35 protein-coding genes and 3 tRNA genes are annotated in these 26,053 nt (G+C 62.0%); 1 reads left to right on the forward strand and 37 read right to left on the reverse strand.

What is annotated here, in order from left to right:
• Nucleotides 1-176: 176 nt before the first annotated feature.
• The 33 genes from rplQ to BMY53_RS18140 all read right to left on the reverse strand — a co-directional run bounded on the left by rplQ (nt 177) and on the right by BMY53_RS18140 (nt 17,636).
• Nucleotides 177-566, reverse strand: a complete 390-nt coding sequence (rplQ, locus tag BMY53_RS17980; RefSeq protein WP_092947873.1) for a 50S ribosomal protein L17 — start codon at nt 564-566, stop codon at nt 177-179.
• Between the two features lie 94 nt (nt 567-660).
• Nucleotides 661-1,653: a DNA-directed RNA polymerase subunit alpha gene (locus tag BMY53_RS17985; protein WP_058933619.1), complete on the reverse strand. Its 993-nt coding sequence runs from the start codon at nt 1,651-1,653 to the stop codon at nt 661-663.
• A gap of 154 nt (nt 1,654-1,807) precedes the next feature.
• A complete protein-coding gene (gene rpsD, locus BMY53_RS17990; RefSeq protein ID WP_092947874.1) occupies nt 1,808-2,431 on the reverse strand; it encodes a 30S ribosomal protein S4 in 624 nt (207 codons plus the stop codon).
• Nucleotides 2,432-2,703: 272 nt separating this feature from the next.
• Nucleotides 2,704-3,108: a 30S ribosomal protein S11 gene (gene rpsK / locus BMY53_RS17995; RefSeq protein WP_056194196.1), complete on the reverse strand. Its 405-nt coding sequence runs from the start codon at nt 3,106-3,108 to the stop codon at nt 2,704-2,706.
• Nucleotides 3,109-3,133: 25 nt separating this feature from the next.
• Complete coding sequence (gene rpsM / locus BMY53_RS18000) at nt 3,134-3,499, reverse strand: 30S ribosomal protein S13 (protein ID WP_067065203.1); 366 nt, start codon at nt 3,497-3,499, stop codon at nt 3,134-3,136.
• Between the two features lie 32 nt (nt 3,500-3,531).
• On the reverse strand, nt 3,532-3,645 hold the full coding sequence (rpmJ, locus tag BMY53_RS18005; protein WP_058933616.1) for a 50S ribosomal protein L36: 114 nt from the start codon (nt 3,643-3,645) through the stop codon (nt 3,532-3,534).
• Nucleotides 3,646-3,863: 218 nt separating this feature from the next.
• Nucleotides 3,864-5,174: a preprotein translocase subunit SecY gene (gene secY, locus BMY53_RS18010; protein WP_092947875.1), complete on the reverse strand. Its 1,311-nt coding sequence runs from the start codon at nt 5,172-5,174 to the stop codon at nt 3,864-3,866.
• A gap of 22 nt (nt 5,175-5,196) precedes the next feature.
• Complete coding sequence (gene rplO, locus BMY53_RS18015; RefSeq protein WP_092947876.1) at nt 5,197-5,628, reverse strand: 50S ribosomal protein L15; 432 nt, start codon at nt 5,626-5,628, stop codon at nt 5,197-5,199.
• 25 nt (nt 5,629-5,653) lie between these two features.
• Nucleotides 5,654-5,836 (reverse strand): 50S ribosomal protein L30, encoded by a 183-nt coding sequence (rpmD, locus tag BMY53_RS18020; RefSeq protein ID WP_092947877.1) that lies wholly within the window; start codon nt 5,834-5,836, stop codon nt 5,654-5,656.
• 16 nt (nt 5,837-5,852) lie between these two features.
• Nucleotides 5,853-6,371 (reverse strand): 30S ribosomal protein S5, encoded by a 519-nt coding sequence (gene rpsE / locus BMY53_RS18025; protein ID WP_092947878.1) that lies wholly within the window; start codon nt 6,369-6,371, stop codon nt 5,853-5,855.
• A gap of 18 nt (nt 6,372-6,389) precedes the next feature.
• On the reverse strand, nt 6,390-6,755 hold the full coding sequence (gene rplR / locus BMY53_RS18030; RefSeq protein WP_092947879.1) for a 50S ribosomal protein L18: 366 nt from the start codon (nt 6,753-6,755) through the stop codon (nt 6,390-6,392).
• Nucleotides 6,756-6,766: 11 nt separating this feature from the next.
• Nucleotides 6,767-7,300, reverse strand: coding sequence for a 50S ribosomal protein L6 (rplF, locus tag BMY53_RS18035; protein WP_092947880.1), 534 nt, complete (start codon nt 7,298-7,300; stop codon nt 6,767-6,769).
• Between the two features lie 19 nt (nt 7,301-7,319).
• Entirely contained in the window at nt 7,320-7,715 is a 396-nt protein-coding gene (gene rpsH, locus BMY53_RS18040; RefSeq protein WP_092947881.1) for a 30S ribosomal protein S8, read from the reverse strand.
• Nucleotides 7,716-7,738: 23 nt separating this feature from the next.
• A complete protein-coding gene (rpsN, locus tag BMY53_RS18045) occupies nt 7,739-8,044 on the reverse strand; it encodes a 30S ribosomal protein S14 (RefSeq protein ID WP_058933608.1) in 306 nt (101 codons plus the stop codon).
• 8 nt (nt 8,045-8,052) lie between these two features.
• On the reverse strand, nt 8,053-8,592 hold the full coding sequence (rplE, locus tag BMY53_RS18050) for a 50S ribosomal protein L5 (protein WP_092947882.1): 540 nt from the start codon (nt 8,590-8,592) through the stop codon (nt 8,053-8,055).
• Between the two features lie 10 nt (nt 8,593-8,602).
• The gene (rplX, locus tag BMY53_RS18055) at nt 8,603-8,920 is read right to left on the reverse strand and encodes a 50S ribosomal protein L24 (RefSeq protein ID WP_092947883.1); all 318 of its coding nucleotides are present in this window, start codon (nt 8,918-8,920) and stop codon (nt 8,603-8,605) included.
• A gap of 26 nt (nt 8,921-8,946) precedes the next feature.
• On the reverse strand, nt 8,947-9,315 hold the full coding sequence (gene rplN / locus BMY53_RS18060) for a 50S ribosomal protein L14 (protein ID WP_058933605.1): 369 nt from the start codon (nt 9,313-9,315) through the stop codon (nt 8,947-8,949).
• A gap of 383 nt (nt 9,316-9,698) precedes the next feature.
• A complete protein-coding gene (locus BMY53_RS18065) occupies nt 9,699-10,205 on the reverse strand; it encodes a peroxiredoxin (protein ID WP_092947884.1) in 507 nt (168 codons plus the stop codon).
• Between the two features lie 168 nt (nt 10,206-10,373).
• The gene (gene rpsQ, locus BMY53_RS18070; RefSeq protein ID WP_092947885.1) at nt 10,374-10,643 is read right to left on the reverse strand and encodes a 30S ribosomal protein S17; all 270 of its coding nucleotides are present in this window, start codon (nt 10,641-10,643) and stop codon (nt 10,374-10,376) included.
• A complete protein-coding gene (gene rpmC / locus BMY53_RS18075; RefSeq protein WP_088454501.1) occupies nt 10,640-10,837 on the reverse strand; it encodes a 50S ribosomal protein L29 in 198 nt (65 codons plus the stop codon). Before rpmC ends, rpsQ begins: the two co-directional genes overlap by 4 nt.
• Before the next feature lie 12 nt (nt 10,838-10,849).
• Nucleotides 10,850-11,266 (reverse strand): 50S ribosomal protein L16, encoded by a 417-nt coding sequence (gene rplP / locus BMY53_RS18080; protein ID WP_092947886.1) that lies wholly within the window; start codon nt 11,264-11,266, stop codon nt 10,850-10,852.
• Nucleotides 11,267-11,268: 2 nt separating this feature from the next.
• A complete protein-coding gene (gene rpsC, locus BMY53_RS18085; RefSeq protein WP_092947887.1) occupies nt 11,269-12,084 on the reverse strand; it encodes a 30S ribosomal protein S3 in 816 nt (271 codons plus the stop codon).
• A gap of 15 nt (nt 12,085-12,099) precedes the next feature.
• Nucleotides 12,100-12,429 carry a 50S ribosomal protein L22 gene (gene rplV / locus BMY53_RS18090; RefSeq protein ID WP_092947974.1) on the reverse strand — a complete coding sequence of 110 codons (330 nt, stop codon included), beginning with the start codon at nt 12,427-12,429 and terminating at the stop codon, nt 12,100-12,102.
• A gap of 11 nt (nt 12,430-12,440) precedes the next feature.
• Nucleotides 12,441-12,719, reverse strand: coding sequence for a 30S ribosomal protein S19 (rpsS, locus tag BMY53_RS18095; protein WP_058933599.1), 279 nt, complete (start codon nt 12,717-12,719; stop codon nt 12,441-12,443).
• Between the two features lie 13 nt (nt 12,720-12,732).
• Nucleotides 12,733-13,557 (reverse strand): 50S ribosomal protein L2, encoded by an 825-nt coding sequence (gene rplB, locus BMY53_RS18100; protein WP_092947888.1) that lies wholly within the window; start codon nt 13,555-13,557, stop codon nt 12,733-12,735.
• Nucleotides 13,557-13,871 carry a 50S ribosomal protein L23 gene (gene rplW / locus BMY53_RS18105; RefSeq protein WP_058933597.1) on the reverse strand — a complete coding sequence of 105 codons (315 nt, stop codon included), beginning with the start codon at nt 13,869-13,871 and terminating at the stop codon, nt 13,557-13,559. Before rplW ends, rplB begins: the two co-directional genes overlap by 1 nt.
• Entirely contained in the window at nt 13,868-14,488 is a 621-nt protein-coding gene (gene rplD, locus BMY53_RS18110) for a 50S ribosomal protein L4 (protein ID WP_092947889.1), read from the reverse strand. Before rplD ends, rplW begins: the two co-directional genes overlap by 4 nt.
• On the reverse strand, nt 14,488-15,159 hold the full coding sequence (rplC, locus tag BMY53_RS18115; protein ID WP_092947890.1) for a 50S ribosomal protein L3: 672 nt from the start codon (nt 15,157-15,159) through the stop codon (nt 14,488-14,490). Before rplC ends, rplD begins: the two co-directional genes overlap by 1 nt.
• A gap of 385 nt (nt 15,160-15,544) precedes the next feature.
• Entirely contained in the window at nt 15,545-15,859 is a 315-nt protein-coding gene (gene rpsJ, locus BMY53_RS18120) for a 30S ribosomal protein S10 (protein ID WP_092947891.1), read from the reverse strand.
• A gap of 111 nt (nt 15,860-15,970) precedes the next feature.
• Nucleotides 15,971-17,161, reverse strand: a complete 1,191-nt coding sequence (tuf, locus tag BMY53_RS18125; RefSeq protein WP_092947892.1) for an elongation factor Tu — start codon at nt 17,159-17,161, stop codon at nt 15,971-15,973.
• A gap of 49 nt (nt 17,162-17,210) precedes the next feature.
• Nucleotides 17,211-17,285, reverse strand: a tRNA-Thr gene (locus BMY53_RS18130).
• Between the two features lie 89 nt (nt 17,286-17,374).
• Nucleotides 17,375-17,448: transfer RNA gene (locus BMY53_RS18135), tRNA-Gly, on the reverse strand.
• A 102-nt stretch (nt 17,449-17,550) separates the two neighbouring features.
• Nucleotides 17,551-17,636: transfer RNA gene (locus tag BMY53_RS18140), tRNA-Tyr, on the reverse strand.
• A 1,308-nt stretch (nt 17,637-18,944) separates the two neighbouring features.
• Here BMY53_RS18140 and BMY53_RS18150 point away from each other — a divergent pair.
• Nucleotides 18,945-21,566, forward strand: coding sequence for a TonB-dependent receptor (locus BMY53_RS18150; RefSeq protein WP_092947975.1), 2,622 nt, complete (start codon nt 18,945-18,947; stop codon nt 21,564-21,566).
• A gap of 60 nt (nt 21,567-21,626) precedes the next feature.
• Here BMY53_RS18150 and BMY53_RS18155 read toward each other — a convergent pair whose 3' ends face one another.
• The 4 genes from BMY53_RS18155 to BMY53_RS18175 all read right to left on the reverse strand — a co-directional run bounded on the left by BMY53_RS18155 (nt 21,627) and on the right by BMY53_RS18175 (nt 26,043).
• Entirely contained in the window at nt 21,627-22,352 is a 726-nt protein-coding gene (locus BMY53_RS18155) for a DUF6445 family protein (protein ID WP_218151259.1), read from the reverse strand.
• 109 nt (nt 22,353-22,461) lie between these two features.
• On the reverse strand, nt 22,462-23,535 hold the full coding sequence (locus BMY53_RS18160) for an acyltransferase family protein (protein ID WP_092947894.1): 1,074 nt from the start codon (nt 23,533-23,535) through the stop codon (nt 22,462-22,464).
• Between the two features lies 1 nt (nt 23,536).
• Nucleotides 23,537-24,547, reverse strand: a complete 1,011-nt coding sequence (locus BMY53_RS18165; RefSeq protein ID WP_177200936.1) for a glycoside hydrolase family 16 protein — start codon at nt 24,545-24,547, stop codon at nt 23,537-23,539.
• A 119-nt stretch (nt 24,548-24,666) separates the two neighbouring features.
• Nucleotides 24,667-26,043: an MFS transporter gene (locus BMY53_RS18175; protein ID WP_143074129.1), complete on the reverse strand. Its 1,377-nt coding sequence runs from the start codon at nt 26,041-26,043 to the stop codon at nt 24,667-24,669.
• Nucleotides 26,044-26,053 lie beyond the last annotated feature (10 nt).

The raw sequence follows: 26,053 nt of genomic DNA on the forward strand, positions 1-26,053 counted from the left end.
CCGGGAGCTTAGCGCGGCTGCGCCGCCCGGCCGGTCGACAGGGTCACAGCGGTGCGCTGGTGTGCTGGTGTGCTGACGCGTTTTGCAAGTCTGCAACAGGCATGTGAGGCAGCCCCAAAGAAAAAGGCCAGCAGATGCTGGCCTTTCAGGTGCGCGTTCAAGAACGCAGCGGCTGCTTATTCAGCAGCGGCTTCACCTTCGGTGGTGTCAGCACGGTCCACCAGCTCGACGAAGGCCATCGGGGCGTTGTCGCCGACGCGGAAGCCCATCTTCAGGATGCGGGTGTAGCCGCCCGGACGGGTGGCGAAACGGGGGCCCAGCTCGTTGAAGAGCTTGCTCACGATGTCACGGTCACGCAGGCGGTCGAACGCCAGGCGACGGTTCGCCAGGGTGGGTTCCTTGGCCAGCGTGATCAGCGGCTCAACGACGCGACGCAGTTCCTTGGCCTTGGGCAAGGTGGTCTTGATCGCTTCGTGTTGCAGCAGGGACACTGCCATGTTGCGGAGCATCGCGGCGCGGTGCTCGCTCGTGCGGTTCAGCTTACGGAGGCCGTTACGGTGGCGCATGGTGCTTTCCTTTCCTTCAGTTATTGCCAGCAGCCGTATCAGGTACTGCCGGGGGCACCGGGCGGGGCCTTGAGACCCTCACCCTTGTTCAAAATCAACGCTTGTCGAGACCTTGGGGCGGCCAGTTCTCGAGACGCGAACCCAAGGTCAGACCGCGCGAGGCAAGCACTTCCTTGATTTCGTTGAGCGACTTGCGACCCAGATTCGGGGTCTTCAGCAGCTCGGTCTCGGTACGCTGGATCAGGTCACCGATGTAGTAAATGTTTTCGGCCTTCAGGCAGTTGGCCGAACGCACGGTCAGTTCGAGCTCGTCAACCGGACGCAGCAGGATCGGGTCGAAGCTGCTGGAGCGGGCCGCCGGGGCTTGATCAAACGCGTCCACCAGATCGGTGCCTTGCAGCTGGGCGAAGACGGCCAGTTGCTCGACCAGGATCTTGGCAGAAGCGCGGATGGCTTCCTCGGGGGAGATCGCACCGTTGGTCTCGATCTCCATGACCAGCTTGTCCAGGTCGGTACGCTGTTCCACACGGGCGTTTTCAACGGCGTAGCTGACGCGCTTCACCGGCGAGAACGAAGCGTCGAGCACGATGCGGCCGATGGCCTTGGTCGGCTCGTCGCCATAACGACGCATGTTGCCGGGCACATAGCCACGGCCCTTCTCGACCTTGATCTGCATGTCCAGCTTGCCACCTTGCGACAGGTGGGCAATGACATGCTCAGGGTTGATGATCTCGACGTCGTGCGGGGTCTGGATGTCAGCGGCAGTGACGGGGCCTTCGCCTTCCTTGCGCAGGACCAGCGTGACCTCTTCACGGTTGTGCAGGCGGAACACCACGCCCTTGAGGTTCAGCATGATGTGAACCACATCTTCCTGCACGCCATCGATGGCGGAGTACTCGTGCAGCACGCCCGCGATCGTCACTTCCGTCGGCGCATAACCCACCATCGAAGACAGCAGCACACGGCGCAGGGCGTTGCCCAGGGTGTGGCCATAGCCGCGTTCAAACGGCTCCAGGATCACCTTGGCGCGATGACCGCCCAGGGGCTCCACAGTGATGGATTTGGGTTTGAGCAAATTCGTTTGCATGAGGTCTTTCTTTCAATACCCTCGGTTCGTTACACCGATAAGGCTGAGGGACCAACCGGACCCACCCCTCAACGGGCGGGCATAGTCCGGACGAGGAAAAGCCAAGCAGGCCCCTACAGAACAATGTCTGGGCCGCTTGGCAGGCGCGGAAGAATTAACGCGAGTACAACTCAACGATCAGGGATTCGTTGATTTCGGCGCCGAATTCGTCACGGTCCGGCGCCTTCTTGAAGACGCCTTCCATCTTGGCCAGGTCCACGGCCACCCAAGCGGGCAGACCGATCGAGTCGGCCAGCTTCAGGCTGTCGATGATGCGGAGCTGCTTCTTGGACTTTTCGCGCACAGCCACCACGTCACCGGCCTTGACCAGGTAGGAGGCGATGTTGACGCTTTCACCGTTCACGGTGATGCCCTTGTGCGAGACCAGCTGACGTGCTTCAGCGCGCGTCGAGCCGAAGCCCATGCGGTACACGACGTTGTCCAGGCGGGACTCCAGCAGCACCAGCAGGTTCACGCCGGTAGAGCCCTTGCGGCGCTCGGCTTCAGCGAAGTAGCGGCGGAACTGACGCTCCAGCACGCCATACATGCGCTTGACCTTTTGCTTCTCACGCAGCTGCAGACCGAAGTCCGAGGTGCGCTGGCCCGAGGTACGGCCGTGCTGACCCGGCTTCGTGTCGAACTTGGCCTTGTCGCTGATGGCGCGGCGGGCGCTCTTCAGGAACAGGTCGGTGCCTTCACGGCGGGAGAGTTTGGCCTTCGGGCCGAGATAACGTGCCACTTTGCGTGTCCTTCATCAATCTGACGCGGCACGGCTTCACCCGAGGCGAAACACGTACCACGCGAGTCTGGCCAAATGTTGTTCTGGGCTCAGACGGTGGGCTTAAGCATCGGTGACCGGCCCGGTGAACCTGTACTTGTGCACAGACCCGCCTTACCGCGTCACCTCAGCAAAACGGCCGACTGGTGCTAAACACCAGCCGGCAGCATCGGAAATGAATCCGAAATTATGGCACCAAACCAGCCGGTCTGGTGCAATCCAGCGCAACAGCCTTAGATACGGCGGCGCTTTTGGGGACGGCAGCCGTTATGCGGCACCGGGGTCACGTCCGAGATCGAGTTGATCCGGATGCCCAGTGCAGCCAGCGCGCGAACCGACGATTCACGACCGGGGCCGGGGCCCTTGATCTTCACGTCCAGGTTCTTGATGCCTTGTTCTTGAGCAGCGCGGCCCGCCACTTCGGCAGCCACCTGGGCAGCGAAGGGGGTGGACTTGCGGGAGCCCTTGAAGCCCTGACCGCCCGACGAGGCCCAGGACAGCGCACCACCTTGACGATCGGTGATCGTGATGATGGTGTTGTTGAAGGAGGCGTGGACGTGGGCGATGCCGTCGGCAACGTTCTTCCGAACCTTCTTGCGAACGCGCTGGGCAGCCGAGTTATTGGGTGCTTTTGCCATGGTGAGCTTTCTTCAGTTGCCGCGATTACTTCTTGCCAGTAGCCGCCGACTTGCGCGGACCCTTGCGGGTACGGGCATTCGTGCGGGTACGCTGACCGCGCACCGGCAGGCCGCGGCGATGGCGGAAGCCACGATAGCAACCCAGATCCATCAACCGCTTGATGTTGATGGACATCTCGCGACGCAGGTCGCCTTCGATGGTCATGCGGCCGACTTCCTCACGAATCTTTTCCAGATCGGAGTCGTTCAGGTCCTTGACCTTCTTGTCAAACGGAATGCCACAAGTCGTGCAGATCTTCTGCGCGGTCGTACGGCCAATGCCGTAGATCGAAGTCAGACCGATCTCGGTGTGCTTGTGCGGCGGAATGTTGATGCCAGCAATACGTGCCATGTGCGTCCTCTAATTCGCTTTGGTGGTGCCAATCAGCCTTGACGCTGCTTGTGGCGCGGATCGGTACAGATCACACGCACCACGCCATTGCGACGGATGATCTTGCAATTGCGGCACATCTTCTTGACGGATGCCGAAACTTTCATGGTCTGCTCCTTGACCTAACTTTGCGCTCAATCAGCGTTGATCCGGGGGGTTGCTATAAAGCTCACTTCGCCCGGAACACGATGCGAGCACGACTCAAATCGTACGTTGACCACTTTCCCACTCGACTCGACAGCTTGCGTCGGATGACATCATCTTTCGCTCACCTCCAGCGCCATGCGGGAGAGGGTCTCTCTGTTAATGACTGGGCCCTGCGGCTTCAGTTGGCCTTGAAACTGGCCTTCTTCAGCAGCGACTCATACTGTTGGCTCATCACGTAGGACTGGACCTGAGCCCAGAAGTCCATCGTGACCACCACGATGATCAGCAGTGACGTGCCACCAAAATAGAACGGTACGTTGTACTTCAGCGTCAGGAACTCAGGCAGCAGGCACACGCCGGTGATATACACCGCCCCTGCCAGCGTGAGCCGGGACAGGATCTTGTCGATATGCCGAGCCGTCTGATCGCCAGGACGGATACCCGGGATGAACGCGCCACTCTTCTTCAGGTTGTCTGCAGTCTCACGGCTGTTGAAGACCAGCGCCGTGTAGAAGAAGCAGAAGAAGACGATCGCAGCGGAGTACAGCATCACGTAGATGGGACGGCCAGGACGGAGTTCGTCCGAGATGTCCTTCAACCAGCGCATGCTGTCACCCGTCGCAAACCAGCTGACCAACGTGGTCGGCAGCAGGATGATCGACGACGCGAAGATCGGCGGGATCACGCCAGACATGTTCAGCTTCAGCGGCAGGTGCGAGCTCGTACCGCCATACACCTTGTTCCCGACCTGGCGCTTCGCGTAGTTGACCAGGATCTTGCGCTGGCCACGTTCCACGAACACCACCAGGAAGGTCACTGCGGCAATGATGGCAATGACGATCAGGCACGAGAAGATGCTCATCGAACCGGTGCGCACCAACTCCAGCAAACCACCCACTGCACCCGGCAGACCTGCAGCGATACCACCGAAGATCAGGATGGAGATGCCGTTGCCCAGACCACGCTCGGTGATCTGCTCACCCAGCCACATCAGGAACATCGTGCCGGCCACCAGGCTGGTCACGGTCGTGAGCCGGAAGCCGAAGCCCGGGCTCAGCACCAGACCTGGAGAGCTCTCCAGCGCAAACGCGATGCTCAGGCTCTGGAAGATGGCCAGACCGAGCGTCCCGTAGCGGGTGTATTGCGTGATCTTGCGGCGGCCAGCCTCGCCTTCCTTCTTCAGCGCTTCCAGGCTCGGCACCACATACGTCATCAACTGCATGACGATGGAGGCCGAGATGTAGGGCATGATGCCCAGCGCGAAGACGGTGAAGCGCGACAGCGCACCGCCCGAGAACATGTTGAACAGGCTCAGGATCCCGCCCTGCTGACCCTTGAACAGCTGCTGCAGCTGGTTCGGATCGATACCGGGCACGGGGATATGGGCCCCGATGCGGTACACGACCAACGCCAGCAACAGGAAGACGAGCCGACGACGCAGGTCGCCGAACTTGCCGCTCTTGGCCAACTGGGATGCGTTGCTTGCCACTGTTGCCTAGTCCTGTGACTGATTAAGCGACGGAACCGCCGGCTGCCTCAATGGCGGCCTTGGCACCTGCAGTCGCGCCGAGACCCTTGAGGGTCACCTTGCGGCTGATCTCGCCCGACTTGATGACCTTGACCGTCTTGGCCAGTTCGGACACCAGGCCCACGGCCTTCAGCGTCAGCAGGTCGATCTCTTCGGACGTCAGCGCGTGCAGTTCCGACAGCGTCACTTCAGCGTTGTAGGGACGAGCCAGCGACTTGAAGCCACGCTTGGGCAGGCGACGTTGCAGCGGCATTTGACCGCCTTCGAAGCCGACCTTGTGGAAGCCACCGGCACGCGACTTCTGACCCTTGTGACCACGACCAGCCGTCTTGCCCAGACCAGAGCCGATGCCACGGCCCACGCGACGCTTGGCGTGCTTGGCACCAGCGGCAGGCTTGATGGTATTGAGTTGCATGTTTTTCCTCGATTCGTGCCGGCGCTTACAGCACCTGCACGAGGTAGGCGATCTTGTTGATCATGCCGCGCACTGCGGGCGTGTCTTCCAGCGTGCTGGTGCTGTTGAGCTTGCGAAGGCCCAGGCCAGTCACCGTGGCACGGTGGGAAGCACGGCAACCGATAGGGCTGCGAACCAGCTTGACCGTCAGAGTTTTCTTGTCAGACATCTCGATCTCCCGGCAATCAGTTGAAGATCTCTTCAACAGTCTTGCCGCGCTTGGCTGCCACTTGGGCAGGCGTGGAGCAGCGCTTGAGCGCGTCCAGCGTGGCACGAACCATGTTGTACGGGTTGGTCGAACCGTGGCTCTTGGTCACGATGTCGGTCACACCCATCACTTCGAACACGGCACGCATCGGGCCACCGGCGATGACGCCAGTACCAGCGGGAGCCGGCGCCATGATCACGTGCGCGGCACCGTGCTCACCCACCACGTTGTGCTGGATGGTGCCGTTGCGCAGTTGCACCTTGATCATGTTGCGACGGGCAGATTCCATCGCCTTTTGCACGGCCACGGGCACTTCCTTGGCCTTGCCCTTGCCCATACCGATGCGACCATCGCCGTCACCGACCACCGTCAGTGCTGCGAAGGACAGCGTGCGGCCGCCCTTCACCACCTTGGTGACGCGGTTGACCGCAATCATCTTTTCCTTCAGGCCGTCGTCATTGCCTTCGGTCTGAGCGCGGGGTTGAAACTTTGCCATTTCTTAATCCTTTGTGCGTCAGAACTGGAGGCCAGCCTCGCGAGCGGCTTCTGCCAGGGCCTTGACTCGGCCGTGGTACGCAAAGCCGGCGCGATCGAACGCCACCTTCTCGACGCCAGCAGCCTTCGCCTTTTCGGCAATACGCTTGCCGATCAGCGTGGCAGCGGCCACGTTGCCACCCTTGCCAGCGGCGCCCAGTTGAGCGCGCACTTCCTTTTCGGCGGTCGAAGCGCTGGCCAGCACGCGCTGACCGTCTTCGGAAATCACCGAGGCGTAGATGTGCAGATTCGAGCGGAAGACCGTCAGACGGGCCACGCGCTGCAGCGCAATGCGAGCACGCGTTTGGCGCGAACGACGCAGGCGTTGTTCCTTCTTGTTCAGCATGGCGCGGCTCCTTACTTCTTCTTGGTCTCTTTGAGAGAGACCTTTTCGTCGGCGTAACGGATGCCCTTGCCCTTGTAAGGCTCCGGCGGACGGATGGCGCGCACTTCAGCGGCCAACTGACCCACCACTTGGCGATCCGCGCCCTTGATCAAGATTTCCGTCTGTGTCGGGCATTCCACCTTGATGCCGGCGGGCATGTCCTTCACGACCGGGTGCGAGAAGCCGATCTGCAGGTTCAGCTTTTGACCTTGGGCCTGGGCACGGAAGCCCACGCCAACCAGGTTCAGCTTCTTTTCGAAGCCCTTGCTGACACCGTTGACCATGTTGGCCAGCAAGGCGCGCATCGTGCCGCTCATCGCATCGGCTTCAGCCGAGTCGTTGTTCGGGACGAAGGTCAGCTTGCCGCCTTCAAACTTCACCGTCACCAGCGGGTTGACGGCCACGAACAGGGTGCCTTGGGCGCCCTTGACGCTGATCTTGTCAGCGGCGATCGTCACTTCCACGCCTTGCGGGACGACGACCGGCATTTTTCCTACGCGGGACATTGTCTGTCTCTCCTTGCGCTTAGGCGACGTAGCAAAGCACTTCGCCGCCGACACCGGCTTGACGTGCCTTGCGGTCAGTCATCACACCCTTGGGCGTGGTGACGATCGCCACGCCCAGGCCATTTTGGACCTGGGGAATGTCGTGGCGGCCCTTGTAGATGCGCAGGCCAGGACGGCTCACGCGCTCGATGCGCTCGATCACCGGACGACCGGCGTAATACTTCAGCGCAATTTCGAGCTCGGGACGGGCTGCATCGCCACGCACCGCGAAATCGTCGATATAGCCTTCATCCTTCAGGACCTTGGCGATCGCGACCTTCAGCTTCGAAGAAGGCATCACGACGCTGGCCTTCTCAACGCTCTGGGCGTTGCGAATGCGGGTCAGCATATCGGCGATAGGATCACTCATGCTCATACGAAATCTCCTAAACCTGCCGATTACCAGCTGGCCTTGACGACACCGGGGATGTCGCCCTTGAAGGCCAGCTCACGAATCTTGTTACGGGCCAGGCCGAACTTGCGGAACGTGCCACGGGGGCGACCGGTCAGCTCGCAGCGGTTGCGCTGGCGGGTGGGGTTGGCGTTGCGAGGCAGCTTTTGCAGCTCCAGGCGGGCGAGGTAGCGCTCTTCATCCGACTTCTTGCTGTCGTTGATGATGGCCTTCAGTTCCTCGTACTTCTTCGCGTACTTGGCGACCAGTTGGGCGCGCTTCAGCTCACGTTGCTTAATCGAGAGTTTTGCCACAGGTCACCTCAGTTCTTGAACGGGAACTTGAACGCAGCCAGCAGAGCCTTGGCTTCGTCGTCCGACTTGGCCGTCGTCGTGATGCTGATGTTCAGACCACGCAGAGCATCCACCTTGTCGTATTCGATTTCGGGGAAGATGATCTGTTCCTTGACGCCGATGTTGTAGTTGCCACGACCATCGAACGAGCGACCAGAGATCCCGCGGAAGTCACGAACACGCGGCAGCGCCACGGTCACGAAACGGTCCAGGAATTCATACATCTGGGCGCCGCGCAGGGTCACCATGCAACCGATAGGCACGCCGTCACGGATCTTGAAGCCGGCGATAGCCTTCTTCGACTTCGTGACCACGGGCTTTTGGCCGGCGATCTTCGTCAGATCGCCCACAGCGTGATCCATGACCTTCTTGTCGGCAACAGCCTCGCTCACGCCCATGTTCAGGGTGATCTTGGTGATGCGCGGCACTTCCATCACGGACTTGTAGCCGAACTTCTCGGTCAGGCTGGGCACGACCTTCTCGCGATAAAACGCTTGCAAACGAGCCATGTCTAACCTCTTAAGCCTTGATCTCTTCGCCGGTCGACTTGAACACGCGTACCCGCTTGCCGTCGGTCGAGAGCTTGATGCCCACGCGATCGGCCTTGCCGGACGCAGCGTTGAAGATCGCCACGTTGGATTGGTGGATGGGCATCGCCTTATCGACGATGCCACCAGTCGTGCCCTTCAGGGGGTTGGGCTTGACATGCTTCTTGACGATGTTGATGCCGTCGACCACCACGTGGTCAGCATCGACTCGCAGCGACACAGTGCCGCGCTTACCCTTGTCGCGGCCGGTCAGGACGATGACCTCGTCGCCTTTGCGGATCTTGTTCATTGGCAATACCTCTGTCTGTGCGGTGCTCAGAGCACCTCAGGCGCCAGCGACACGATCTTCATGAAGCGCTCGGTACGCAGTTCACGCGTGACCGGGCCGAAGATGCGGGTGCCGATGGGCTCCAGCTTGGCGTTCAGCAGCACGGCGGCATTGCCGTCGAACTTGACCAGGGAGCCGTCTTGACGGCGCACGCCCTTGGCGGTGCGAACCACTACTGCGTTGTAAACCTCGCCTTTTTTGACGCGGCCACGCGGAGCGGCTTCCTTGATGCTGACCTTGATGATGTCGCCAATATGGGCATAACGGCGCTTGGAACCACCCAGCACCTTGATGCACATGACGGACTTGGCGCCAGTGTTGTCCGCGACGTCGAGTCGCGATTGCATTTGGATCATGTCTGTCCCCAACTTTTCCCGTTCAGGCAACTGCGACCATCGCAGCCATCCAGAGCGGTCAGTCTTGGGCCCGTAAGCCATTCACTTGTCGCTTGATGCCGCGACCCGCGTCTGGCCTGCTTGGGCAAGAAACCGAGAACCGAAGCAAGTGCTGCATTCATCAGCGTTGGAGAAGATCCGTGGAGGACCTCTTGACTGATGAGTGCCGCACTGTGGATGGCTTTTACTGTTGTTGTCATCGCTGCAGCCCCGGTGGAAACATCCACAGTGGCTGCGTTGTTGAACACAGCAAAAACCGCACTTCGGCGAAGCAGCGGATTATGCCTGGGGCATTCTCCGCCTGTCAACCATGGGCTTTCAATGAAGCCATGGCTGCCGTGGCATCAGGCCTTGGCCTGCGCCAGCAGCGTCGCCGCATCGCTGACTTCGAACTTGCCAGGCGCCTCGATGTTGAGCGTCTTCACCACGCCGTCCTTGACCAGCATGGAGTAGCGCTGCGAGCGCAGGCCCATGCCACGAGCGACCAGGTCCAGCGTCAGGCCGGTGGCCTGGGTGAAGGTGGCGCTGCCGTCCGCCATCATGCGGACCTTGCCAGCGGTCTTTTGTTCGCGCCCCCAGGCACCCATCACGAAGGCGTCGTTCACGGAGACACACCAGATCTCGTCCACGCCGGCGGCCTTGAACTCGTCAGCCGCAGCCACATAGCCCGGCACATGCTGGGCGGAGCAGGTGGGCGTGAAGGCACCGGGCAACGCAAAGATTGCCACGGTCTTGCCAGCGGTCAGCTTCTGGACATCAAAGGTATTCGGGCCCAATGAGCAGCCGTCGCCTTCCACTTCGATGAATTCCTGCAACGAGCCTGCGGGCAGATGGTCGCCAACTTTCAACATGCTTCTCTCCTTGTTCATACCAAGCCGACACCCCAGGGCCACACCAGCCGCTGCGAGTCGGGGAAAAAGAAAAAGGCCGGGACACCGGTTTCCCGGTGTTCCAGCCTTTTGTTCATCGGAGCCGCACCGCCACTCTCCGATGGATCATTGCCTTGACGGCGCCGACGATCAGACCAGGTGAGCCTTCTCGACCAGGCGGGTTACCACCCAGCTCTTGGTCTTGGACAGCGGACGACCTTCAGCGATCTCGACCACGTCGCCCATCTTGTACTCGCCCTTTTCGTCATGGGCGTGGTACTTGCGGGAACGGGCCACGATCTTGCCGTAGAGCTCGTGCTTGGCACGGCGCTCGACCAGCACGGTGACGGTCTTGGCGCGCTTGTCGCTGACCACACGACCGACCAGGGTGCGGGTGTTCTTTTCTTGAGCTTGCGTCATTTCGCGGCTCCCTTCTTCTCGGCCAGGATGGTCTTGGCGCGGGCGATGTCACGACGCGTCTTGCCCAGCACCGTGGTGTCGGACAGTTGTTGCGTCGCCTTTTGCATGCGCAGACCAAAGTGGGCCTTCAGCAGATCCGTAACTTCCTTTTCCAGGGCAGCCACGTCTTTCGCGCGCAGTTCAGATGCTTTCATGGTGTTCTCCAATCAGGCGCCGAGCTGGCGAGAAACGAACGTGCAGCGCAGGGGCAGCTTGGCAGCGGCCAGCGTGAACGCTTCGCGCGCCAGGACTTCAGGAACGCCGTTGACCTCGTAGAGCACCTTGCCGGGCTGGATCTCAGCCACGTAGTACTCCGGATTACCCTTACCGTTACCCATACGGACTTCGGCAGGCTTTTGCGAGATCGGCTTGTCCGGGAAGATGCGGATGAAGATGCGACCACCGCGCTTGATATGGCGCGAGATGGCACGACGTGCCGCTTCGATCTGACGAGCCGTGATACGGCCGCGTTCGGTGGCCTTCAGGCCGAAGTCACCGAAAGCAACGGTAGCGCCGCGGGTTGCAACACCAGTGTTACGACCCTTTTGCTCCTTGCGGTATTTGCGACGAGCAGGTTGCAGCATGTTTATTCTCCTTTGGCCTCACCAGCGGCGGGCTTGCGCACCACACGCTTGGCTGCCGGCTTGGCATCGCCACCTTCGGCGGGCTTGTCGCCACGGCCACGACCACCCGGGGCACCCGGACGAGCGTTGCGACGCGGACGACGGTCCTCTTCAGCACCAGCGGGGGTGTTGATCACGGGGGCCTCGCCATTGGCCAGGCGGTCACCGCGGTACACCCACACCTTCACGCCGATGACGCCGTAGGTGGTCTTGGCTTCGGAGAAGCCGTAGTCGATGTCAGCCTTCAGGGTGTGCAGGGGCACACGACCTTCGCGATACCACTCGGTACGAGCGATTTCGATACCGTTCAGACGGCCGGCGGACATGATCTTGATGCCCTGGGCGCCCAGGCGCATCGCGTTCTGCATTGCACGCTTCATGGCGCGGCGGAACATGATGCGCTTTTCGAGCTGCTGGGTGATCGAGTCGGCGATCAGCTGAGCATCGATTTCAGGCTTGCGCACTTCTTCGATGTTCACAGCGACGGGCACGCCCAGACGCTTGGTCAGCTCGGCCTTCAGGTTCTCGATGTCCTCGCCCTTCTTGCCGATCACCACGCCCGGACGCGCCGAGTAAATGGTGATGCGGGCGTTCTTGGCAGGACGCTCGATCAGAATGCGCGACACGGCGGCGTTCTTCAGCTTGGCCTTCAGGAACTCGCGAACCTTCAGATCTTCAGCCAGCATCGTGGCGAAGTTCTGGTTGTTCGCGTACCAGCGCGACGCCCAGTTACGGGTGACGGGCAGGCGGAAGCCAGTCGGATGAATTTTCTGTCCCATAGTCTTCCTTCAGCCTTAGTTGCCGACGGTCACGTAGATGTGGCAGGTCGGCTTGCTGATGCGATTGCCGCGGCCCTTGGCGCGAGCCGAGAAGCGCTTCAGCGTGGTGCCTTGCTCCACATAGATCGAAGTGACCTTCAGCTCGTCAATGTCGGCACCGTCGTTGTGCTCAGCATTGGCGATTGCCGATTCCAGCGCCTTCTTGATGATCAGCGCGGCCTTCTTCTGGGTGAATTCCAGGATGTTCAGCGCTTGTTCCACCTTCTTGCCGCGGATCAGGTCTGCCACAAGGCGGCCCTTATCGAACGACAGGCGGACGCCACGAACGATTGCTTTGGTTTCCATCGTCGCCATCCTTACTTCTTCCCGGCCTTCTTGTCGGCCGGGTGGCCCTTGAAGGTGCGGGTCAGTGCGAATTCACCCAGCTTGTGACCGACCATCTGGTCCGACACATAGACGGGGACGTGCTGCTTGCCGTTGTGCACGGCGATCGTCAGACCGATGAACTCGGGCAGGATCGTCGAGCGGCGCGACCAGGTCTTGATGGGCTTCTTGTCCTTGATGGCAACAGCCTTATCGACCTTGGCCATCAGGTGGTGGTCCACGAAGGGACCCTTTTTGAGGGAACGAGCCATGGTGGTCTACCCTTTACTTCTTGCGACGCGAGACGATGAAGGTCTGCGTGCGCTTGTTGTTACGAGTACGGTAGCCCTTCGTCAGGGTGTTCCACGGCGACACAGGCGCTTGGCCCTCACCCGTACGACCCTCACCACCACCGTGCGGGTGGTCGACCGGGTTCATGGCGGTACCACGCACGGTCGGGCGGATGCCCTTCCAGCGGATCGCGCCGGCCTTGCCGTATTGACGCAGGCTGTGCTCTTCGTTGCTCACTTCACCAATGGTGGCGCGGCAATCGATGTGAACACGGCGAACTTCACCGGAACGCAGACGGATCTGAGCGTACGTGCCATCACGCGCCATCAGCACGGCGGAAGCGCCAGCCGAACGAGCGATCTGGGCGCCCTTGCCCGGCAGCATTTCCACGCAGTGGATCGTCGAACCCACGGGGATGTTGCGGATAGGCAGGGTGTTGCCGACCTTGATCGGGGCTTCTGCGCCGCTCAGCAACGAGCTACCCACTTCGAGGTTGCGCGGAGCGATGATGTAGCGACGCTCGCCGTCGGCATAGCACACCAGTGCGATGTGAGCCGTACGGTTGGGGTCGTACTCGATGCGCTCGACCTTTGCCGGGATGCCGTCCTTGTTGCGACGGAAGTCCACCACACGGTAGTGGTGCTTATGACCACCGCCCTTGTGGCGCATCGTGATGTGACCGTTGTTATTACGGCCGGAGTTCTGCTTTTGGGGCTCGAGCAGCGAGGCTTCGGGAGCGCCCTTGTGCAGGTGCTTGTGCACCACTTTCACCACGCCACGACGGCCAGGCGAAGTCGGCTTGACTTTAACGACGGCCATTACGCAGCCTCCCCGGAGAAGTTGAGCTCTTGGCCCGCCTTCAGCGACACATACGCCTTCTTGACGTGGTCACGACGGCCCAGACGGCCACCAAAGCGCTTGGTCTTGCCCTTCTGGTTCACGACGTTCACGGCTTCGACTTCGACCTTGAACATCAGTTCAACAGCGGCCTTGATCTCGGGCTTGGTGGCGTCGCGCAGGACCTTGAACAGGACTTGGTTGTGCTTTTCGCCGGCAGCCGTGGCCTTTTCGGACACGATCGGGGCAAGCAGCACCTTGGCCAGACGGCCTTCAGCAAACTTGGGCGCGCTCATGCCAGCATCTCCTTCAGTTGCTCGATCGCAGCCTTGGTCACCAGCACCTTCTTGAAGAAGACCAGCGAAGCGGGATCGACATAGCGCGGCTCAACGATCAGCACGTTGGGCAGATTGCGCGAGGCCAGCAGCAGGTTGTCATCCACCGAGTCGGCGATCACCATCACGTGATCCAGACCCATGCCCTTGAGCTTGGCGGCCAGCAGCTTGGTCTTGGGGGCTTCGATCGAGATCGAATCCACCACGGCCAGGCGACCTTCGCGAGCCAGTTGCGACAGGATGGCGGCCATACCGGCGCGGTACATCTTCTTGTTCAGCTTGTGCGAGAAGTTCTCGTCAGGCTTGTTCGGGAAGATGCGACCGCCCCCACGCCACAGCGGGGAGGAAGTCATACCAGCACGGGCGTTGCCGGTACCCTTCTGACGGAACGGCTTCTTCGTCGAGTGACGAACTTCAGCGCGGGTCAGCTGGGCACGGGTGCCTTGGCGGGCGTTGGCTTGATAGGCAACGACGACCTGGTGAACCAGGGCTTCGTTGTAATCGCGTGCAAACAGGGTGTCCGGAGCGTCCACTTTGGAAGTGGCCTGGCCCTGCTCATTGAGGAGCTCGAGCTGCATCAGTTAGCTCCTTTCTTGACCTTGACCTTGACGGCGGGATGGATCACAACGAATCCTTCCTTCGCGCCAGGAACGGCACCGCGCACCAGCACCAGCTGACGCGCTTCGTCAATGCGGACCACGTCCAGGTTCTGGACGGTCACGGTGACGTCGCCGAGTTGGCCGGACATCTTCTTGCCGGGGAACACACGGCCAGGGTCCTGCGCCATCGAGATCGAGCCGGGCACGTTGTGCGAGCGGCTGTTACCGTGGGAGGCGCGTTGCGACCGGAAGTTGTGGCGCTTGATGGTGCCGGTGAAGCCCTTACCGATCGACGTGCCTTGCACGTCAACCTTCTGGCCTTCAGCGAACAGCGTCACCGGAACAGCGGCACCAGCCTTGTATTCGGCGGCGACGTCCGCGGCGACGCGGAATTCCTTCAGGATTTGGCCGGCTTCAACACCTGCCTTGGCGAGGTGACCCGCTTCAGGCTTCGAGACGCGGGACGCCTTGCGTGCGCCGTAAGTCACTTGGATGGCGCTGTAGCCGTCAGTTTCTTCGGTCTTGATCTGGGTCACGCGGTTGTTGGACACATCCAGCACGGTCACAGGGACGGAATCACCGTCTGCCGTGAACACACGCATCATGCCAACCTTGCGGCCCAGCAATCCGAGACGATTGCTAAGACTCATGGTTTTCTCCTGACCTTCAACGCCCGACGGAGACACCGCCTGCTGCGTCAATAGTCATCTCACACACCCGACATCGGTTGGCCGGGCTGACAAGCATCACATTCAAACCGCGACGTGGGTAAAGGCCACGAACACTGCTCTTACGCGATGCGACGACACCGCACAGGAAAACCCTGGGCGGCAAAAGCTGGCGAGTATAGCGCCGCAGCTGGAGTTGCTGCAAGCTGTGATCGGCGCCCTGCCCTCACTCCTGCCGTCTCGCGTCATCAAGGCGCCGCAAAGTTCTCGCAGAATCATTGAAATGGCGATCGGTACCCAATAAAAAAGGGCGACCCGAGGGTCGCCCTTGACGTGCGCTCCAGTGGCAAGCCACCGGATCACCGCATTACTGCAGCTTGATCTCGACGTCCACGCCAGCCGGCAGGTCCAGCTTCATCAGCGCGTCAACCGTCTTGTCGGTCGGGTCGATGATGTCCATCAGACGCTGGTGGGTACGGATCTCAAACTGGTCGCGCGAGGTCTTGTTGACGTGCGGCGAACGCAGGATGTCGAAACGTTCCTTGTGGGTCGGCAGCGGCACGGGGCCGCGCACGATGGCGCCGGTACGCTTGGCGGTCTCGACGATTTCCAGAGCCGATTGGTCAATCAGCTTGTAGTCGAAGGCCTTGAGGCGAATACGGATCTTTTGCTTGGTAGACATGACTATTCCTTCAAAGAGCGAAGCACACCCGGACGCTAATCACGGGTGAGCAGTTGTCAGCACCAGCCACCCCGACACAGGTCGGAATGACGGGCGCATGCCAGCAAAAGATTAGGCGATGATCGTTGCCACGACACCCGAACCGACGGTACGACCGCCTTCACGGATAGCGAAGCGCAGACCTTCTTCCATGGCGATCGGAGCGATCAGCTTCACGGTGATGCTGACGTTGTCGCCAGGCATGACCATTTCCTTGTCCTTCGGCAGCTCCACGGCACCGGTCACGTCCGTCGTGCGGAAGTAGAACTGGGGACGGTAGTTGTTGAAGAACGGGGTGTGACGGCCGCCTTCGTCCTTGCTCAGAACGTAGATCTCAGCAGTGAAGTGCGTGTGCGGCTTGATCGAGCCCGGCTTGGCCAGCACTTGGCCACGCTCAACGTCTTCACGCTTGGTGCCGCGCAGCAGAATGCCCACGTTGTCGCCAGCTTGACCTTGGTCCAGCAGCTTGCGGAACATTTCCACGCCCGTCACGGTGGTCTTCTGCACGTCGCGGATACCGACGATTTCGATTTCCTCGCCGACCTTGATGATGCCGCGCTCAACGCGACCCGTCACCACCGTGCCACGACCCGAGATCGAGAACACGTCTTCCACCGGCAGCAGGAAGGCACCGTCCACAGCGCGCTCAGGCGTCGGGATGTAGCTGTCCAGTGCATCGGCCAGACGCATGATCGCGGCTTCGCCCAGGTCGCCCTTGTCGCCTTCCAGCGCCAGCTTGGCCGAACCCTTGATGATCGGGGTGTCGTCGCCAGGGAAGTCGTACTTGCTCAGCAGCTCGCGGACTTCCATTTCCACCAGCTCCAGCAGCTCGGCGTCGTCCACCATGTCGCACTTGTTCAGGAAGACGATGATGTACTTCACACCCACCTGACGCGCCAGCAGAATGTGCTCGCGGGTCTGGGGCATCGGGCCGTCAGCGGCCGAGCACACCAGGATCGCGCCGTCCATCTGCGCCGCACCCGTGATCATGTTCTTCACATAGTCAGCGTGGCCCGGGCAGTCAACGTGGGCGTAGTGGCGGTTAGCCGTCTCGTATTCCACGTGCGCGGTGTTGATCGTGATGCCACGTGCCTTTTCTTCGGGCGCAGCGTCGATCTGGTCGTAGGCCTTGGCTTCGCCGCCAAACTTGGCCGCCAGAACGGTTGCGATTGCAGCCGTCAGCGTCGTCTTGCCGTGGTCAACGTGACCAATCGTGCCCACGTTCACGTGCGGCTTGGTACGTTCAAACTTGCCTTTTGCCATCTTGCGCTCCTGGCGATCAGATCGAGAAATCAGATAGAGAGGAAAAAGGTGGTGCCCATGACGCGGATCGAACGCGTGACCTCTCCCTTACCAAGGGAGTGCTCTACCACTGAGCCACATGGGCATCGACACAGGACTGGTGACCAACATCAACAAACCTGTGCCGACACTATCGACACAACAACTACCGACGCAACACCTGTACTTCCAACGTGGAGCGGGAAACGGGAATCGAACCCGTGTCATTAGCTTGGAAGGCTAAGGTTCTACCATTGAACTACTCCCGCCCGGGAGTTTTTCACGTCTCTCACTACCGCTTCAATCACGAAGCAGATGCATCAAACACATGTTCTTTGCATCCACTTCGGATCTCTGCATTAGTTTGCCTTTGGTGGAGGAGGCTGGATTCGAACCAGCGTAGGCGTAAGCCAACAGATTTACAGTCTGCCCCCTTTAGCCACTCGGGCACCCCTCCAAGGCAAGCCCACGACTATAGCACCACTATTTTTGGCCGCAAACAAATTTTGTGGGTTCACTTGCACGAGTGCGAAAGCCGCGCAAATCCAATCGCTCAATGCCATCTCGCCATCATTCATTGCAATGGCGCGAGACCCGCCAGCTCAGCAATTCACCGCCTCTTCCAAAGACCGCCACCAACACCACACCTACGCCAACACCGGCCACTGGATCGCTGGATCGCTGGATCGATGGATCGATGGATCGATGGATTGTTCCTGAGCCTGGGTGAGTGGGGAGCGAGCGCACGCGCGCATCAAACCCACCCTTACCCAATTTGCTCACCCTGGACCTCACGATGTGCTCGCGCATTGCTGCATATGCACGCGCTCCGGCTCCGGCTCCGGCTCGGCCCCGGCTCGGCTCGGCTCGGGTCGGCTCGGCTCGGGTCGGCTCGGGTCGGCTCGGGTCGGGTCGGCTCGGGTCGGGTCGGCTCGGGTCGGGTCGGGTCGGGTCGGGTCGGGTCGGGCAAGGGGCAAGGGGCAAGGGGCGAGGACAAGGACAAGGACAAGGACAAGGACAAGGACTGGGGCTGGGGCTTTCGGTGCGGTGCGGTGCGGTGCGGTGCGGTTGTTTTTGGTATTTGGGGAGGGTGGTTGGAGCGCGGTTCGGAAAGTGACGAGCCGGGAGGCGTTTGCGGAAGTCATGGAAGGAATGGCCGGCGAAGCCGGACAGGAGGGACATGGAGCAAATGTCTCCCGGCTCGGCGCTTTCTGCGGAGGGCAAGGTGGAGCTTGGCGATGGCCGCGGGCGGCGCTGGTGGACTGACCGGCCGGCGTCGGCGTCGGCGTCGGCGTCGGCGTCGGCGTCGGCATCAGCATCAGCATCAGCATCAGCATCAGCATCAGCATCAGCATCAGCATCAGCATCAGCATCAGCTCCGGCTCCGGCTCCGACTCCGACTTCGACTTCGACTTCGACTTCGACTTCGACTTCGACTTCGACTTCGACCCCCACGCTAATACCAATTAGCGACCAAGCAAACCCCTCCCGCCCGCCACAACCCCACCACCCCCACCCCCTGGACAAACCCCTAGACAACCCTACATCCAGCCCCTCCCCCTGGTAGCACCCCCACCACAGCAGGGAAAACACGCCCCTGAAACTGGTAGCAAAGTGGCACTACCGCTCGTTATAGTGGCATGGCATTGGTTGTATTAGAGGTGTATTCGGGGGCGCCAGCTGCATGCCACTCCGGGAGGGTGACGTGGTCCGGTGCCGAGTCTTCATCACCGGCCAAAGATCCATGGCCACTGAGGAGCAGTTCATGAAGGTCAACAAGACCCCAATCGCGGCGGCGGTGTCTCTGACACTACTGAGCGCGGCATTTGCCGTGCAGGCGCAGCAAGCCGACCAGGCGACCAAACCCACCGAGGCCAGCCAGCTGGACCAGGTGGTCGTGACCGGTATTCGAGCTTCGCTGCAGTCTGCGGCCAACATCAAACGCAACGCCAGCGCCACGGTCGACGCGGTCACTGCCGAGGACGTGGGCAAGCTGCCCGACTCCGACGTCGGCCAGGCCCTCGGTCGCATCCCCGGCATCTCTGTCGGTCGTGACTTCGGCGTGGGCGCGTCCGTGTCCATCCGTGGCACCGACCCGCAGATGACCTACACCACGCTGAATGGCCAGTCGGTGGCCTCCACCGGCTGGTATGACCAGAAGGCCATTGACCGCTCCTTCAATTATTCGCTGCTCCCCCCCGAACTCATCGGTGGCATGGAGGTCTACAAGACCTCGCAGGCCGACCTGACCGAAGGCGGCATCGGCGGCACGGTGATCGTGCGCACCCGCAAGCCGCTGGACCTCGCGGCCAACACCGGCTTCGCCAGCGTCAAATACGGCAAGGGCACCGTCAGCAAGGATGGCGACAAGGAAGCGTCTGCGCTCTACAGCTGGCGCACCACCGACAAGACCTTTGGCGTGCTGGTGGCCGGCACCATCCAGAAGGGCGACTACATGCGCCGCGGCATCGAGGCCGATGGCCGCTGGTCCGAGGACGTCACGCCCGGCACCTTCATCCAGGAGCGCAAGCGCACCGCGCTCAATGCCACCCTGCAGGCGCGCCCCACCAACAACATCGAACTCGGGTTGAACTACAACCGCCTGGAATTCGATGCGGACGGCCTGAACTCCACGCACTACCTGTTCACCGGTGCCGACCCCACCGCCTGCACCCAGCGCAATCCCGATACCGGCCTGTGCATCAAGAGCACCACCACGGCGGCCAATGCCACCGACACCTTCCTGCAGACCTGGGCCCGCGCTGCCAAGATGACCTCGGACACCGTGGTGGCCGAGGGCTCGGTCAAGGGCGACGGTTTCAAGATCGACTTCACCGGCGGCACCACCAAGGCTGACGGCGGCACTTCGCTGACCGCCAACTACGGCTACTTCGGTGGCAACCTGCCGAAGTGGGCGGGCTCCACCGATGCCTCCGGCCACCAGATCTCCATCACCCCGTCCAAGAGCATGGACGTCACCCTGGCCAACCTGCCGGCCACCTCGTCCGCCGAGACCTGGGCCACCGCCCGTGGCCCCAACAAGGACCAGGAAGACTTCGCGCAGTTCGACGTGAGCGTCGATGTGGACTGGGGCATCATCACCGCCTTCAAGACGGGTGCGCGCGCCACCAAGCACACGTTCACGAAGGACGAGTACCGTCCCACCTTCGTCGCCACGCCCATCACGGCGGACACCGCCAGCCTCTACAGCGGCACCATGCCCATGGGCACGCCGGGCTGGAGCGTGCCCAAGCCCAACCTGGATGCCATGTTCGCCCTGGCCAACGCCAACGTGGCGAGCTGGGTCGAGTCGCGCAGCGGCTACGGCAAGATCGAGGAAAAGAACAACTCGCTCTACGGCATGTTCACCCTGGAGAAGGACGCGCTGCACGGCAACTTCGGCCTGCGCTACATCCGCACCAAGGCCAGCAACGAGGCCTACATCTTCGACGGCTCCCCGCTGGCCACTGGCGATGTGGCGCAAAACGTCGGCTGGAGCACGGTCAAGGAACGCAACAGCGCCTCCTACAACGACGTGCTGCCCAGCCTGAACCTGGTGTACGACCTCAACAAGAACACGCTGCTGCGCTTTGCGGCCTCCAAGGCCATCACCCGCCCGAACTACGACAACATGTTCGCGGGCTCGATCGTGGGCTGGAACGACACGCTCCAGAACAACGAGACGGTGAACTACGGCAGCCCGAGCCTGAAGCCGATGTCGTCCAAGCAGTTCGACCTGGGCGTGGAGTACTACTACGACCGTGGCAACCTGCTGTCGTTGAGCTTCTTCCACAAGACCATCGACAACTTCATCACCACCGACACCCAGGTCAACCAGCCCATTGGTCTGGTGAGCCCGGACACGGGCGTGGACAACTGGACGGTCAACCGCTACATCAATGCCGGTGGCGGCAAGATCAACGGCATCGAGACGCAGATCAACCACGCGTTCTCGAATGGTTTCGGTGTGGTGGCCAACTACACCTTCACCGATGCCAAGGCACCGGCCTCCAGCTACCAGGACGAACTCAACATGTTCACACTGTCCTCGCGGCACAACGTGAACCTGGTGGGCTACTGGGAAAACTCGACCTACTCGGCACGTCTGGCCTACAACTGGCGTTCCAAGTACATGGTTCGCGAGACCGGCTACTACGGCAATCGCATGCATGACGACTACGGCAGCCTGGACCTGAGCCTGGGCTGGAACATCACCGACAAGCTGCGCCTGAGCTTCGACGCGGTGAACCTGCTGAAGGAAGACGACGTGCAGTACGGTGCGGCCGGCGCCAACACCACCTTGCGTGCATCGCTGAAGCAAGGCTACCCGGCCTGGTCCTTCATGGGTGAGACCACCTACCGCGTGGGCCTGAGCGCGAAGTTCTGATCCGCACAGCCCTCAAGCAGCAAGGCCCGGCAGATGCCGGGCCTTTTTCATTGGAGCCGATCACATCGCCGCGGGTTTCCCGAAATCGATGAAGGTGTTGACCGTCAGCCGCCCGTGGCGCGGATCAGCGGTGAGGCTCAAGCCAGGGTTCACACAGGCGGTGTGCAGCAGCGAGCCGGCATAAACGACTAGCCGGTTGAATTTCGCCGGGAGCATGCCCAGGAAGGTGAAGTGCTCGTCCGAATCATCGAAGTAGCGTGGGGGCGGCGAACGCCGCTCCAGCTCTGCCTCATAGGCCTGCGCATAACGCGCCTTGTTGTCTGGCGTGATCTGCTGCAGCCCTGTCGCGTTGTGTCGATAGAAGCCGGTGCCGCCGTGGTGCCCGTCGCACAGGTAGAGCAGCGCGGCCATGTAGTGCGGGCCGCTGGCATCGAAGTGCGGCGTACGCTGCAGGGGGCCAAGGGCCGTCGGCGCGACCGTGGTGAGCGAGAAGGTACAGGCGCTCTTCCAGAGATCGAGCTCATCGGGCACACCAAAGTTGAGGCGGATGAGGGGATCCAGCAGCTCCGCCAACTGCTGCGAATACGCCGCAGGCGCACGCGCGCGTACGCCTGGATAGCCCTTGCGCTCCTCGGCGCCGGGGCACGGCTCGAAGCTGCTTGCACAGGCCGCCTCCACCAGCGCGTGTGGGTCTTCCAGAAAGTCGTCGATCAGGACGACCTGATGCTCGCCAATCTGCACGGACTGGACGTTGGGTGGCATGCGAATGGCGAAAGGGGCAGTCATGGCGGTCACGGGGGAAGCAGTGAAAGCGTCCCGTCGATTGTGAGCCCCCCGCTTGCGGTTGGCGATCCGTGAACGGCCCTAGGAAACCTCTCCAAGAGGCCTCCCGCCACTACACCTTGATATAGATCCTGCGCTTGTCCATCACCCGCACGATCACCGCCCACACCAGCACAAAGGCCACCGCAAACGCGAGCGAGGCGGCATCCGGCCCGGCCAGGCGCGATACCCAGCCAAAGCCGTTGGCATACAACGGCGCCATGAGCCCAAAGCCTTCCAGCAGGACCGTGCACAGCCATGCGCCCGCGTAGGCAGCGATCGCATTGACACCGAAGCTGCGCCCGATGGCGGGGAAGCCTTGACGATCGATCAGCCTATGGGCCACCAGCAGCGCGAGCGCCGCGACGCCACCGGTCCACAGCACGAAGGCCGGGGTCCAGAGATTCTTGTTGATGGGCATGATCCCGATGGCATCCAGGCCCCAGCCCCATAGCGCGGCGATCACACCGATGGCAGCCAGCCGCCTCAGTTGCCCCTGTCGCAGGGCCTCGCCGCAGCGCCAGCCCAGCAGCGTGGTGGCCAGGCCACCCAGGGTGGAGACCAGCCCTTCAGGATCATGGCCCCACCCGGTGACGGGATCCCATTCATACCCATGCGGGCCGAAGATCCAGGCATCCACGCGGCTGGCGATGTTGCCCGCCTTGTCCAGCGGCCCGCCCCACAGCAGCAGTACCCCGTAGCCCAGCAGCAGCGCCGCCATCCAGGCCCATTGCCCCCGCGCCCGCCACTGGATCGCGATAAGCCCTGTGAGGCCAAAGCACAGCCCGATCCGTTGCAACACGCCCGGCACACGGAAGGCAGGCTTGTCCATCAGCGACCAGGCCACGGCATGCAGCACCAGCCCGAGCACCAGGATGCGCAGGGCGCGACGCACCACCACGCTCCGCAACGCGGCGCCCTGCCCGGCTTCGATGCGCGCGCCCATGGCCAGCGACAGGGACACCCCCACGATGAAGAGGAAGGTCGGGAAGACCAGGTCGGTCGGTGTCCAGCCATTCCAGGCGGCGTGCTCCAGGGGGGCGTAGACATGGCCCCAGTCACCGGGGTTGTTGACCAGCAGCATGGCCGCCACGGCGAGGCCGCGCAGGGCGTCGACGGAAGCCAGGCGTTGTGAAGAGGTCGTCATGTCAGAAGTCGCAGCGGTTCTCTAAGGCGGGCACGGGCGGGCGGACCTGGTCCAGACGCGCCACCCCCTTCAGCCGCCACTGGGCCACACGGGCTTCGATCTGCGCAGGGCTGAGCACGGTGTCCTTGGCGTGCAGCACCCAATCCACGTCCTGCTCATAGACGCGGGGCGTGCCACCGGTGGCCAGGGGGCCGTTGGGGGAGAACCAGAGGTTGAAGTTGATGGACATGGGCACGACCGGGTAGTTGCGGCCGCCGTGCTCGGTCACCTGCCGGCCGTCGACAAACCACTGGGTGCGACCATCGGCGACCTGCATGACGAGGGTGTGCCAGTCATGGCCGGGCTGGCCGAGGGCTGCAAACTCTTCGTGCTGCTGGTTGAAGGCCAGCCAGGGGTCGAGTCGGACGGTCTGCCAGGTGATGCCATACAACCGGGTCTTGTCGCTGCCCCAGCCGCCGTTGGGGAGGTATTCCCAGTCGAGCTCGCTGAACTCGGGGTCGAAGTCGAAGCGCAACGGGCTGACGGCGTAGAACGTCTGGATGACAGGATCACCATCGGCGCCGGAGACGGGCTGGTCGCTGAAGCGCACTCGCGCCGCATAGGTGCCGGCCAGGTATTTGCGCTGGTGGCAAACCTGGACCTGGGAGGTGCCAGGACCGGTGCCATCCGTTTGGGCGTGCAGGCGCAGGAGGCGCTTGCCTGGGCGGGTGGGGTCGTCCACCATCTGCGCACCGTCCGGGTTCCACCGGGCGCCGGGGATGCCAGGGTGGCCGTGAGCGCTGCGGAGCTGCCAACCCGCTTGCTGCAGGGCGGCGGTGTCGGCGTAGGTGAAGTCGTCGAAGAACCATTCGGGTTCTGGCGGGGCGACCGTCTGGGTGGAGCGGGCTTGGGTAGAGCGGGCTTGAGTGGAGCCGGCTTGGGTGGAGCCGGCTTGGGTGGAGCCGGCTTGGGTGGGCGTGGCCTGGATAGCGGTGGCCTGCGCCGGTGCGTCAAGCGCCGGGATCCCCAACATCAGGACCACCCACGCCACGCGCGGGAAATTACGCCCCCACCATCCGGGCGCAGCCACCCACCGTGAAACCAACCTACCCATCAAGACCGGGCTCCCCGCAGCAGTCAGCAAACCCGTTTTCACGCCACAGTCCCTGCTGTCGTCGTGCTGCTGCTGGTGCTGGTGTCGCTATTGGTGTTGGTGGGCGCATCGTCGCCATTCTTGGGCTGGTCATCAGCGGCGGACATGCGCACAAAAGGCAGCATCAACAGCACCGGGATGCCACAGAGAATCGTCCACTGGAAGAAGCGTTCGTAGCCAATCGCCAGCTGGATATCGCCGCTGATGCTGCGCGAGAGGATGAAGCCCAGCTGCATGACACCAGAGCCCAGCGCATAGTGCGCCGTCTGGAACCGACCGGGCGCTACCGCCTGCATGATGTACAGGATCATGCCGACAAAGCCGAAACCGTAGCCAAACATCTCCAGCAACACCGCGCCGCCGATATGCCACATGTCCTGCGGCAGGGTGGCCGCCAGGTAGTAGAAGGTGGCATTGGGAATGGCCATGGCCACAATCAGCACCGGCATGGCCCGGCGCAGGGTCAGCCATGCCGTGAAATACCCACCGAGCACGCTGCCAGCCAGGAAGGCCACCGTGCCCACCCAGCCATAGATGTCCGCCACCTGGCTGGTGGTGAGCCCCAGCCCGCCCTTGTCACGCGCCTCGATCAGGAACAGCGGGCCGATGGTCTGCACCTGCCCCTCGGCAAAACGGAACAACACGATGAACAGAATCGCCAGCCGGATGCCGGGCTTGCGGCCAAAGTCGGCCACGATGTCCCGCGTGTTGGCCCAGATCGCAGCAGCGCGCAGGTCGGTATGCCCCGCACTGAGCTGCCCCGGCAACGACACGGCGTTGTAGCTGGCCAGGCCCGCCAGCAGCACCGCCAGGCCCACAAAAACCGCCGTCCAGGCGTTGAAAACTCCCAACGGCGTTTCCAGCAGACCGGCAATCTTTAGCACCACCCCCACCATGAAGAAGCGCGCGCCATTGAAAAAGGCCCCCTGCCAGCCTGCGTAACGCGCCTGACGCTGGTGATCCAGAGAGCCCATGTAGAGCCCATCACACGCGATGTCATGCGTGGCAGAGCTATAGGCGATGAGGAAGAACACACACAACGCGCCACCAAACCACCAGGGCGTCTGCAGCACCACCGCCATCAGCACCAGCGCCATCGCCCCGACCGCTTGCATGACCACCACGATCAGCTTCTTGCTGTTGACCAGCTCCAGGAAGGGGCTCCACAAGGGCTTGATGGCCCACGCCGTTCCCAGGGCACTGGTCCAGCGCGCAATCTGGTCGTTGTCCACACCCATGTTCTTGAGCATGAAACTGGCCAGCGCCATCACGACGAAGAACTGCATGCCCTGCACAAAGTACAGGCTGGGCACCCAACGCATCGGCGAGCGGCCATGCCCTGCAGGCGAAGCAGCGGAGAAAGACGGCTGGCTCATGGTGGACCTC

It is taken from the genome of Roseateles sp. YR242, from assembly GCF_900109745.1.
In the GTDB taxonomy this organism is placed as follows: Bacteria; Pseudomonadota; Gammaproteobacteria; order Burkholderiales; family Burkholderiaceae_C; genus Roseateles.